Raw genomic sequence first — 12,129 nt, 5'->3', positions numbered from 1 at the left:
TATTCGGCTTCATAATCGAGTTCCATCAGTTTATTATCGAATACGCTATCACAATAAATAATTCTCATAATTAATTTATAATAGCATCTTTAATCAATTCAATTTTATCAGGTTCAGGCGGCATTGGTGGTGGTGGAGAAATAAGTATTCGTTTATGTAGCCAAATTTTCAAATTCGTATTTCCAGCAATCTCTTTGTACGTTTGCGTGAGTAAATTCAGGGTTTTTGGTAGTTTTTCTATACCGTTTTCATCATACGAAATATAAATTAGCAACTTCTCAGGACTCTCACATAAATTAGGATTTTGCCCGTTATTTTCTAAATCTCTACGTAAAACATTCGCTAAACTATCCAATGGATAAAAATGTTCATCCAACTTATTAATGGTATCGTTATGAATTTCAATGATATTTTTTTGTTTAATCAAAATACACGCATAATTTTTCCAACACGGATTTCGTAAATAAATATTTTTCAATTCGTTTTCATGCTTCAACGTAATTTTGGGCAAACTATCATTACAAGCAATAGCTTCCGTTCGTTTGATTAACGCGTCAAAGTCATCAAACTGATCTAGTTGTAATTCTACACTCAAACTATTATGTTCTGTTGTATACAGACCAAAATTATTTTCAATAAGCTGTACAGTCTTTTCTTCTGTAGTATCGACTGTCTTTTGACAACTGATAGCTGTCAATAACATAAAAAAGAGTAAAGTAATGGTAAAATGAATTCGCATAGGTTTAAATGTTTTGTAATAATCTCACAAACATCGTTCCGTATTTGATCGTTCACGAATTTAATAAATAATAATAGATAATGGTTTTCCAAGCAATTTGTTTACGTAAAAACTTAAATCATTCATAACATTTTGATAACATTTCTAAGTGGTTTTTGTTGATAATTCGGCTATTTAATTATCTTTGGCAATACTAAGTATCATAAGGCTTGAAGTCTCTTTAACCTATTCGTTTGCTAGAGAATTTAAAAAAACATATTGCTAAAAAGTTACCGTTTTTACAAGAACAAAAATTGCTAATCGCTATTAGTGGCGGATTAGACAGTGTTGTGATGGCGCATTTGTTTCATACGCTTGATTATGATATTGCCTTTGCACACTGTAATTTTCAGCTACGCGATGCAGAAAGTGACGGCGATGAATTGTTTGTGAAAAATTTAGCAAAAGCATTACAAGTTGAATGTCATACCAAAAAGTTTGATACAGAACACTATGCAAACGAACAGAAAGAATCGATTCAAATGGCGGCGCGTTCGTTGCGATATGAATGGTTTCAAGAAATAGCTGCAGAATTCCAATACGATTACATTCTGACAGCACATCATATGGATGATGCGTTAGAAACGTTCTTGATTAACTTATCACGCGGAACTGGTATAGATGGTTTGACAGGTATTCCGGAAAAAAACGGAAACATTGTACGTCCGCTATTACCTTTCACGCAAAGTGAGCTAAAAACATACGCCGAAAATACTAGTTTGCAATGGCGAGAAGATAGCAGCAATGCATCTACAAAATATGTGCGCAACAAAATACGACATGCTATTGTGCCGTTATTAAAAGAATTGCATCCAACATTTATGGAGAATTTTCAGGCAACACAAAAGCATTTGCAAGATAGTAAAATGATTGTTACTGCTAGTGTTGAAAAGCTTCGCGCGAATGTAATGAAGGAAACCGAGGATGGAAATTTGAGCATTGATATAAAAAAATTACAAGAAAGTTTGCATCCAAAAGCGTATCTATTTGAATTATTACATTCGTATGGTTTTACCGCTTGGAATGATGTGGCAAATTTGTTAGCAGGTCAAAGTGGAAAGCAACTATTTTCTTCTACTTATCGTTTGATTAAAGATAGAGAAAACCTGTTATTGCAACCATTACGTACAGATGAAGAATTTGTAGAAATTGAGATTACTGAAGCAACAAAATATATTACAAATCCTATAAAATTACAACTTGAAGAAATATCAAATATAACCACTACAGGAAATACAGTGTTATATGTTGATAAAAAGTTGTTAAAGTTTCCGCTAATCGTAAGAAAATGGAAAAATGGAGACTATTTTTATCCGTTTGGGATGAAAGGCAAAAAAAAATTAAGCAAGTACTTCAAAGATGAGAAGTATTCGTTGATTGATAAAGAAAATCAATGGTTACTTTGCAATGAAGGACAAATTGTTTGGGTTATTGGAAAACGTTCTGATAACCGCTATAAATTAACCCAACCAACCAACACAATTATTAAGTTTACACTGCAATGAAAAAACTAATTACGTTATTACTCTTATGTGTTTCCAGCTTTGCTGTACAGGCACAAATGGATGATCCGGTTCAATGGACTTCCGAAATAGAACAAGTATCAGATACGGAATACAAGCTCATTTATAAAGCAGAAATTGCTGATAAATGGCGATTATATTCACAATATTTAGCTGAAAATAGTGGATTTCCAACGGAATTCATGTACGATTCCATTCAACAAGTCAACGATTTTAAATTGGTTGGAAAAAATGAAGAAAGTGAAGGAATTACAAAGTTTGACAAAGTATTTCAAGCGGAACTAACGTATTTTAAAGGAACGGCAACATTTACACAAAAAATTGAAATCACAAATCCAGCGGTAACCGCAATAACTTCAGAAGTAATTTATCAAAGTTGTGATGATGAAAAATGTGTATTAGGTGACAAAGAATTTACCTTTCAATTGCCAAGAAAAGAAAGCGCTTCAAATGCTATTGGTCAGCAATCGCAAATATTAGAACCTGTAACGTGGAAAGCATCCGTAAATAAACTTTCGGATGATGAGTACGAAATTGTTATGAAAGCAAGCGTTGAAAAGAATTGGCATTTATATTCGCAACGAAGCTATGGAGATTTAGGGCCATTCCCGACAGAGTTTAATTTTACGGATGCTGGAAAAACCTATGATCTAGTTGGAAAAGTACAAGAATCACCAACGAAAGATGTGTTTGATAAAGTATTTCAAATGGACATTTCGTTTTATGAAAAAGAAGCAACATTTACACAAAAAATAAAGCTTAAAGATAAAAGCACAAAAATCATCAGTGCAGAAGTCATATACATGGTGTGTGATGATGAAAAATGTTTGCCGCCAACAGGAGAAGATTTCGTTATTGCATTGGACAATTCTGCTGTAGCAACAAAAAATGTTGAATTGACAGAAAATGACAATATATTATCTAAAGAATTAGATTTACAAATTACTGGAAAAGAGGATTTTAAAGATGATTCTGAAATTGTAGAAAAAAGTAATATTTCTATCTTCTTTCTAGGATTTTTAGGCGGATTAATCGCGTTGTTAACACCTTGTGTATTTCCAATGATTCCGTTGACAGTATCTTTCTTTACAAAGAGCGGAGCAAACTCACAAAAAGGATTGTTCAACTCTATGTTGTACGGTTTCTTTATCTTTTTAGTATACTTTTTACTAAGCTTACCATTTCACGTATTAGATTCGCTCGATCCCGAAATACTCAACAATGTCTCCACAAATGCTACATTAAATTTAATATTCTTTATTGTATTTGTGGTATTTGCATTCTCTTTCTTTGGTTATTTTGAATTAACATTGCCAGCTTCATGGAGTAACTCGTTAGACTCAAAAGCAAACAATATTGGAGGTGCTATCGGAATCTTTTTAATGGCATTGGTATTGGTTATTGTTTCTTTTTCATGTACAGGTCCAATTTTAGGAGCTTTGTTAGGAAGCACAACGCTTGCCGCCGGTGATCCAGCTATGAAATTAACCATGGGAATGAGCGGATTTGGTTTGGCATTAGCCTTACCATTTACACTATTTGCCATGTTTCCAAAATGGTTAAACTCATTGCCACGTTCAGGTGGTTGGTTAAACTCTGTAAAAGTAGTCTTAGGATTTATAGAACTTGCATTGGCATTAAAGTTCTTATCAAATGCAGATTTAGTTTCGCATTGGGGATTATTAAAAAGAGAAGTATTTATAGGAATTTGGGTTATTTTAGGAATTGGTTTAGCCTTGTATTTATTCGGGAAATTGAAATTCCCACACGATAGTCCAATCAAAAAGTTAAGCTTTAGTAGAATATCTTTTGGAATCTTAGTCATCGCATTTGTAGTGTATTTAATCCCAGGATTATCAAATACAAAATATGCAAATTTGAAGTTGCTAAGTGGTTTTCCTCCGCCATTATTTTATAGTTTATATGAGCAGCAAGCTGGCGTAGAAAGTACTGAACATGGCGACTGTCCGCTCGGATTGCCATGTTATAAAGACTTAGAAGAAGGAATTGCAGCCGCAAAAGCCGCCAACAAACCTATTATGTTAGATTTTACAGGTTGGGCATGTGTTAACTGTAGAAAAATGGAAGAACAAGTATGGAGTCAAACGAATGTTTTTAATATTTTAAATGACGATTACATATTAATTTCGTTATATGTAGACGATCGAAAGCCATTACCAGAAGATGAAAAGTTCCAATTTGACAAAGGAAACGGTAATATTAAAAAGATTAAAACATATGGCGATAAATTAGCGACTTTACAAACGCTAAATTTCAACAACAACTCGCAACCATATTATGTATTACTATCTCCAAACATGGAAATGTTACAAAAACCCGTAGGATATACACCAGATTCGGAAGAATATGAAGCATGGCTACGTGTAGGAATTGAAAATTTTAAAAACAAAAGTAAATAAGTTATCTTTAGTAGATGAAAAAAATCATAACATATATAAGTGTATTTACGCTAGTTATAAGCTTTGTAGCGTGTAAAGAAGGTGAAGAAAAAACACCTGTAAAAACATATACTGATACAGAAATTACAGAACATTCAAAACGCTTGAATGATTGGTTTGAGGAACAATTTAAGCTAGACTTAAAAGATTCACCACAAATGCAAACACGTATTGGTGACAAAACCGATTATGGAAAATGGGACGATATTTCGCCAACTGCAGCCGAAAAAGATCTACAAAAAGCAAAAGACCGTTTAAAATGGTTGACCGAAAATGTTGATATTTCTGGTTTAGATGGTTCAACAGCATTGAGTTTTAAGTTGTACAAACAACGTATGGAAAATCATATTGAAGATTATGAATATCGATTATACAACTATCCATTAAATCAAATGCACGGGATGCAAGCGGAAATTCCGGCATTCTTAATCAACATGCATCAAATAAAAGACAAAGGTGATGCAAAGTCGTATATAAAACGTTTAAATGGTTTAAATGCACTATTCACACAATTAGAAGCAAATTTGAAAGAACGCCAAAATGCAGGTGTTTTGCCACCAAAATTTGTGTTTGATCATGTTATAAACGATGCAAAAAACATCATCAAAGGAAAACCATTTGATAATAGCAAAGAAAATAGTACACTTTGGAATGATTTCATATCAAAAATTGAAACCTTAGCGTTGGAAGATGACGATAGAGAAAAGTTAGAAAAACTAGCAGAAGAAGCTTTGGTAAACTCGGTAAAACCCGCATACGGCTCATTAATATTACTATTACAAGAACAGCAAAAAGTTGCGGACGATGTAGATGGAGCTTGGAAGTTTCCAAACGGAAAAGAATTTTACAATAATGCTTTGGCAAGAACGACTACAACAAACATGACGGCTGATGAAATTCATCAACTCGGTTTGGAAGAAGTTGATCGTATTCATAACGAAATGACGCGAATTAAAGATCAAGTTGGCTTCAAAGGTTCACTACAAGATTTCTTTAAATTCATGAAAAATGATGAGCAATTCTATTATCCAGCTACAGCTGAAGGAAGAAAAGCGTACATGGACAAAGCAACGGGAATAATTACTACAATGAAATCTCGTTTGAACGAATTATTCATCACAAAGCCAAAAGCAGACATTCAAGTAAAAGCGGTAGAAGCGTTTCGTGAAAAATCTGCAGGAAAAGCATTCTATCAGCAACCAGCATTAGATGGTTCACGTCCAGGAACATACTACGCAAACATGTATGCAATGGAAGCCATGCCAAGTTACCAAATGGAAGCATTGGCATACCATGAAGGAATTCCGGGACATCACATGCAAATTGCAATTGCACAAGAATTAAAGGACGTTCCAATGTTTAGAAAACTTGGCGGATATACGGCGTATATTGAAGGTTGGGGATTATATTCAGAATTTATTCCCAAAGAAATGGGCTTCTATAGTGATCCATATTCAGACTTTGGACGCTTGGCAATGGAATTATGGCGTGCATGTCGTTTAGTAGTTGACACAGGAATTCACGCAAAAAAATGGACACGTACACAAGGAATTAACTATTATTTGGTAAACACACCAAACGCTGAATCAGACGCCATAAAAATGGTAGAACGTCACATTGTAATGCCAAGTCAGGCAACGGCTTACAAAGTAGGAATGAACAAAATCATTGCGCTTCGTAAAAACGCAAAAGACAAGCTAGGAGATAAGTTCAACATTCGTGAATTTCATGAAGTAGTATTGAGTAATGGTGCAGTTCCTTTAAACGTATTAAGCGATTTAGTAGACGAATGGATTGCCAGTAAAAATTAATCAATCTTATCTAAAATATATAGAAACGAGTGCTGTAATGGTGCTCGTTTTTTTATGCCCAATATCCAATTGCCTAATACCTGTTTTTTCACTTTCGTGAGATAGTACATATTTCAATACAAAGTCAGTAATTAGGTATAAAAACTATTGCTGTAACAACCATTCTATTTCTTTTCGTACGTTTTGAAGCAACTCGGTAAAATGACAATAGGAGTAAAGTCCTTCAGAAAGTAAAATAAAATAAAAAGTAAATTTCCAAATACAATTTTCAGAAAAAAACATAAAAAAAGCGGATACAATTGTATCCGCTTTTAATAGTATATAAAATCAAGAATTATAAAATTACTTGATGATTAATTTTTTAGTAGTTGAAGCATCGTTAGATGTTAACTTCATTAAATAGATTCCAGTAGTTAATTTTAAGCTTACATCAACATTACTAGTAACTCCATTCATATCATTTGAAGAAATCGTTCGACCATTTAAGTCAGTAACAGTAATATTTTGTAATGCAACACCTGAGTTTCTGATAGTAATATTTCCATTTGATGGATTTGGATAAATCGCAAATGAGTTACTTAAAAACTCATCGTTTGATAAAGTCGTAATATTTATGCCAGTAGGTATAGCTGCTAAGTGATTATTATAGGTAGTATCACCAGTTCCATTAGTATTAGTTTTATAATAATTTGCAGGATCAGTAAATGCTAATTTTGCTGCGGCTAGTGCTTGCGCTTCAGTTGCAAATCCAGAAAAATCGTATGTACCACTATAAATAACATTATCTATTTCATCTTCTGCACCTGCACTATTACCAAGTCCTAAGGCAGTCCTAGGAGTAGTCACATCACTCAATCCGATAGGTAGAGAACTTTGGTTTGTATCAGTAGGATTTCCTGTAAAAACAGTTGAGGAATTATGGGTTATGAATATAAATGTTGCGTTATTACCAGCATTTGTTCCTCCAGCAGCATTTGTAGCATCTTGAAATACCGTTATTTGATCTCCGTTACCAGATAGGTTAAGAGATCCTCCAATTCTAGAATCTGAGTACGATGCAAAGTTTGTATTTGCTAGTCCAGTTTCGAATTGTATAATATCACCAGCAGATAAACCACCAGCAGGAACAGTATATTTTTGAGTTCCTTCATTACATGGTGTGGTAAAACTACCTCCAGCTGTTGTTCCACAATCTGTAAAATAGATACCAGTACCTGCATTGATATCTACAAAAGTAATAAAAGCAAATCTATCGGGACTGTCACTTCTCACATGTATTACGGCAATATCTCCTGCAGTAAGTGTTGTTGCTTGGCTAAATGAGGCCGAAGTTATAAATAGCATTGGTAATAGAACCAATACAGAAAGTAATTTTATTTTCATATCGTTTAGGATTTTTAGTGCAGTAAAGATAGTAAATTAAAAAAGATACCTACATACTACTAAAGAATTATTAATATTAAGTTAAACTTCCCCTCTGAGTTCTTATGAAAGAAGGGAAGTTAATTTTATTTAGCTTCTTGAAGGAAAAGTTCCTTGCATTGCTATAATATAATTAATACCTAAGAAAGGGTTTCTTATATTAAATGGTTGACTACTTCCAGAAGAACCTGTGTTTCCAGTAATTCCAACAGAATTAGGAGCCATTGTAACAGTATTAGCAGATCCATTGAACATCAGTGTAGTATCGGGATCTATTAATCCTAAGTTTTTTCCATTAGGATCGTTAGACTCTCCATCATCTTCATTACATCCAATAGAGCCTTTTAAAGTTGATGCATTGTGAAAGTGATTTGGTAATTCTAATAAGGTTAATGTTTTTGTTTCTAAACCACCTCTTTGACCTAACTTAATATCAGATAATCCTGGTCCGCGACCTTGTTGAATTGGACTTCTACCTCTTAAATCAGGTAAAGCAAAGCTAGTTCTTCCGTCTCCACCATACGTAGTACCTAAAAGTGAAAATAAGGCTTGATTTGCATTTATTGATAGTAATTGTCCTTCGCATAATGCCCAACCTCTTGGAGCAAAATTTCCACCGAACATTACTATTTGCGCTAAAAATGGATTCATAATATATTTTTTTAATGTTAATTAATTTCGATTTTTTGTAAACTAAATATATTAGCTTCTTGATGGATATACACCAAGCATTGCAATAATAAAGTTGATCCCTTCAAAAGGATTTCTAATGTAAAATGATTGATTTCCTCCAGTAGGCATTGTGTTTCCAGTAACTCCAACAGAATTAGGAGCCATTGTAACATTATTAGTAGATCCATTAAACATTAGTGTAGTATCAGGATCTATTAATCCAAAGTTTTTTCCATTAGGATCGTTAGATTCTCCATCGTCTTCATTTGCCATAATACTACCTTTTAAAGTAGCACCACTATGCGAGTGATTAGGCATTTCTAAAACATTTAATGTGTGATACTCAGCACCACCTCTTTGTCCTAATTTGATAGTAGAAAGACCTGGGCCTGTTCCTGGTTGAATTGCTGTTCTACCTCGTAAGTCAGGTAAAGCAAAAGTAGTTCTACCGTCTCCTCCATACGTTGTTCCTAAAATAGAAAATAACGCTGAGTTTGCTGAGATAGCTAATAATTGTCCTTGACAGAAAGCCCAACCTCTTGGTGCAAAATTTCCTCCGAACATAACAATTTCTCCGATAAATGGATCCATAATAATATAGTTTATAAGGTTAAAAGAATAAAGATAGCATTTTTTGTTAAATACCATCGATTTCAAAAATATAAGTAATACGTCAGTAATATAATGGTTTTTACACTTAAAATTAAAAACAGGTATAAGTACGTAATTATAAATGAAAATTATTTTTTTTAGTAAGAATTGTAGAAAATAGAATGATATATTTTATTATTTTTAGCCATACTAACTACAAAAAATTATAATTATGGATTCAAAATTCGAAGAACAGAAAAGTAAAATCGTTTACCCACTACAAGCAATTCCTTTATCTACAGCGGTAAAATGGACTCAAAACTGGAGAGAAAGAAAAGATATTCAAGATATTAATGGTTTTTTTATTCCAATGGATGATATCAACGAAGCTAGAGCAGAAGCTGGAATTGATAATATGAGAGGATATTTAGGAATTGATGAAAATGGAGTTGACCACCTTTTACTTGTAGGTGTAGATGCTAAAGGAAATGATATGATTGACGAACTTAAAGGTCAATTTGTGTATGACTACACAAAGCCTTGTCCACAACAATGTGGTAATGGAAACGTACTAAATGGGGGAAACTAGGACATGTCATTATTGGATGTTTTTTCGGATAGTTCTACGGTAGTTTTATTACTCAACGCTGTGTTATATTCAAAATTCATAGTATCAAAAGATTTTGCCTATAAATACTTTGCGATTTACTTAATATTAATGGCACTAAATCAAGCATTGGTTACCATTTCTTTTGAGTTTCAAATTGACAATACATTACTTGCAAATACATATATGATTATGCAATTTGTAATGTTAAGTCTTTTTTATTACGCAATTTTTAAAGAACAAAAACAACGAAAATATATCTTAATAATACTAGTAACAGTATCAATAATCTTAGGAGTTCAATATGCTTGGACTCCTGGATTATTTCATGAATATAATCCTTATGGAATCATAGCAACGTCCACGATAGTTATATTTTACGCAATCACGTATTTTTTTCACCACATTTCTGATAAAGAACTAAAACTATACCTTGTAAATAGCGGTATATTAATTTATTTATTAGGAACTATTTTACTATTTTCAATAGCAAAAGCTGGATTAAAAATAGAACGAGAAATAGAAGTTGCACTGTGGATATTAAATGCTTTTATCTATCTAGTCTTTCAAGTAATTATTACTACACAATGGTTTTCTGACCGCAGAAAAAACAAAAAAATATAATGGATGGACCTTTTTTAGAAGATAATGGAGTTATAGCAATTGTTATTTTTGGTGTCGTTTTACTGTTGGTTATGGGACTAACGCTGATTTTGTTTTTTTATCTATCTCGAAAAAAAATTATTCAAAAAGAATTAGAAAAGAAAACGTTAGAATTAGTACATCAAAAAGAAATGCTAAAAGCCACCATTGTCGCACAAGAAGCCGAACGCAATCGAATAGCACAAGATTTACATGACGCCATTAGTGCAAAACTAAATGTAGTTTCGCTTAGTGCGAATTTTCTCTTGGAAGAAGAAAATGTAACACCAAAAGAAACTGACGAAATTATCAATCATATGCTTCGGGTTACCAACAAAACGATTGAAAGTTCACGAAAAATTGCACACAATTTATTACCTCCTATTCTTGAAAAATTTGGACTTGGAGCCGCATTAGAAGAATTATGTGACGAATTTAGCAATAGCAAAAAAGTAAATGTAACCTCAAAAATAGAATATAAAGTTGAAAGATTGTCAAAAGATGATGAATTGCACGTATTCAGAATCGTGCAAGAATTAATGAATAATTCCATGCGTCATGGAAAAGCGAAAGAAATAGAACTAAATTTCAACTCTGAAAAAGAAAACTTATCCTTATCTTACAAAGACAACGGATTAGGGTTCGATACAAATACAATTGGTGTTCAAAAAGGGTTAGGGCTACGCAACATAGAAAGTAGAGTATCATTATTAAAAGGCAAAATTGCCTATCAAAGTGAAGAATTAAAAGGAGTTAAAGTAGAAATTACAATTTAATATACAGGATTATGGATACAGAAATTATAAAAATAGCCATTGCCGATGATGAAGCTCTATTTAGAGCAGGAATATCATTTATATTAACCCGAGTTAAAAATTTTGAAATCGTATTTGAAGCTGAAAATGGAGCCGATTTAATTGAAAAACTAAAAACACAACCAAGACCAGATGTAGTGTTGATGGACTTAAAAATGCCACTACTTAACGGAGTAGAAAGTACCAAAATACTACAAAAAGAATACCCAGAAATAAAAGTAATTGCTGTCACTAGTTACGATGGAAAATCATTTATAACCAATATGATCGATGTTGGAGCTTCTTCATACTTGCTCAAAAATACCTCTCCAAAAGTTGTCGTACACACTATAAATGAAGTATTTGTAAAAGGATTTTACTATGATGAACGCGTCTTGAAAATTATTCATGAAAATCTACTATCAGCAAAAAGTAAGCGGATCAAAAGTGATTTAGACAACAATCTACTCACCAAACGCGAAAAAGAAATCTTAGAATTAATCTGTAATCAATACACAACCAACGAAATAGCCGATAAACTATTCATAAGTCCACGAACGGTTGAAGGACACAGAAACAATCTGTTACTAAAAACGGAATCTAAAAACGTTGCAGGATTGGTTATTTACGGTATCCAGAAAAAACTCATCGAACTATCTCCAGATTTTTAATCATACCAAAAAAATAGCACGATTCCCCAAAAAATCATCATACAAGTCTTTTGAAGTGAAACTTTATAAAAATAATTTCATCATATAAATCATCTTAAAAGTAATTTATGTAAGATGATATATTCCTATAATTAATGTTATTTTTGGCATTTAGAAGTA

The 12,129-nt window shown here is 32.7% G+C and carries 11 protein-coding genes; 7 read left to right on the top strand and 4 right to left on the bottom strand.

The features are described 5' to 3' along the window. Positions 1-70: 70 nt before the first annotated feature. Positions 71-739 carry a hypothetical protein gene (locus tag ACQ654_RS03110; RefSeq protein ID WP_430408852.1) on the bottom strand — a complete coding sequence of 223 codons (669 nt, stop codon included), beginning with the start codon at positions 737-739 and terminating at the stop codon, positions 71-73. Between the two features lie 233 nt (positions 740-972). Here ACQ654_RS03110 and tilS point away from each other — a divergent pair, with 233 nt between their 5' ends. Genes tilS through ACQ654_RS03095 form a run of 3 tightly spaced genes read left to right on the top strand, consistent with a single transcriptional unit; the run spans position 973 to position 6,571 of the window. Beyond that, a complete protein-coding gene (gene tilS / locus ACQ654_RS03105; RefSeq protein ID WP_430408851.1) occupies positions 973-2,283 on the top strand; it encodes a tRNA lysidine(34) synthetase TilS in 1,311 nt (436 codons plus the stop codon). Continuing rightward, a complete protein-coding gene (locus ACQ654_RS03100; protein ID WP_430408850.1) occupies positions 2,280-4,721 on the top strand; it encodes a protein-disulfide reductase DsbD domain-containing protein in 2,442 nt (813 codons plus the stop codon). The genes tilS and ACQ654_RS03100 overlap by 4 nt, the downstream gene beginning before the upstream one ends. A gap of 14 nt (positions 4,722-4,735) precedes the next feature. Further along, positions 4,736-6,571: a DUF885 domain-containing protein gene (locus ACQ654_RS03095; RefSeq protein ID WP_430408849.1), complete on the top strand. Its 1,836-nt coding sequence runs from the start codon at positions 4,736-4,738 to the stop codon at positions 6,569-6,571. A 342-nt stretch (positions 6,572-6,913) separates the two neighbouring features. Here the strand turns inward: ACQ654_RS03095 and ACQ654_RS03090 are convergent, their stop codons facing one another. From ACQ654_RS03090 to ACQ654_RS03080, 3 genes are all read right to left on the bottom strand, one after another. Next, complete coding sequence (locus tag ACQ654_RS03090) at positions 6,914-7,954, bottom strand: T9SS type A sorting domain-containing protein (RefSeq protein WP_430408848.1); 1,041 nt, start codon at positions 7,952-7,954, stop codon at positions 6,914-6,916. Positions 7,955-8,083: 129 nt separating this feature from the next. Next, positions 8,084-8,644 carry a phage tail protein gene (locus ACQ654_RS03085; protein ID WP_430408847.1) on the bottom strand — a complete coding sequence of 187 codons (561 nt, stop codon included), beginning with the start codon at positions 8,642-8,644 and terminating at the stop codon, positions 8,084-8,086. Between the two features lie 51 nt (positions 8,645-8,695). Beyond that, positions 8,696-9,256, bottom strand: a complete 561-nt coding sequence (locus ACQ654_RS03080; protein ID WP_430408846.1) for a phage tail protein — start codon at positions 9,254-9,256, stop codon at positions 8,696-8,698. 232 nt (positions 9,257-9,488) lie between these two features. On the opposite strand from ACQ654_RS03080, the gene ACQ654_RS03075 reads away from it, so the two are divergent. Genes ACQ654_RS03075 through ACQ654_RS03060 form a run of 4 tightly spaced genes read left to right on the top strand, consistent with a single transcriptional unit; the run spans position 9,489 to position 11,970 of the window. Beyond that, the gene (locus tag ACQ654_RS03075) at positions 9,489-9,845 is read left to right on the top strand and encodes a hypothetical protein (protein WP_430408845.1); all 357 of its coding nucleotides are present in this window, start codon (positions 9,489-9,491) and stop codon (positions 9,843-9,845) included. 3 nt (positions 9,846-9,848) lie between these two features. Beyond that, positions 9,849-10,487 (top strand): hypothetical protein, encoded by a 639-nt coding sequence (locus tag ACQ654_RS03070; protein WP_430408844.1) that lies wholly within the window; start codon positions 9,849-9,851, stop codon positions 10,485-10,487. Next, on the top strand, positions 10,487-11,281 hold the full coding sequence (locus ACQ654_RS03065) for a sensor histidine kinase (RefSeq protein WP_430408843.1): 795 nt from the start codon (positions 10,487-10,489) through the stop codon (positions 11,279-11,281). Before ACQ654_RS03070 ends, ACQ654_RS03065 begins: the two co-directional genes overlap by 1 nt. A gap of 11 nt (positions 11,282-11,292) precedes the next feature. Then, positions 11,293-11,970 (top strand): response regulator, encoded by a 678-nt coding sequence (locus tag ACQ654_RS03060; protein ID WP_430408842.1) that lies wholly within the window; start codon positions 11,293-11,295, stop codon positions 11,968-11,970. Positions 11,971-12,129 lie beyond the last annotated feature (159 nt).

The sequence above is a fragment of the Kordia sp. genome (assembly GCF_965283645.1).
Lineage (GTDB): Bacteria > Bacteroidota > Bacteroidia > Flavobacteriales > Flavobacteriaceae > Kordia.
The sequence above is the reverse complement of the archived record's forward strand: the minus strand, read 5'-3'. Positions and strand labels throughout refer to the sequence as shown.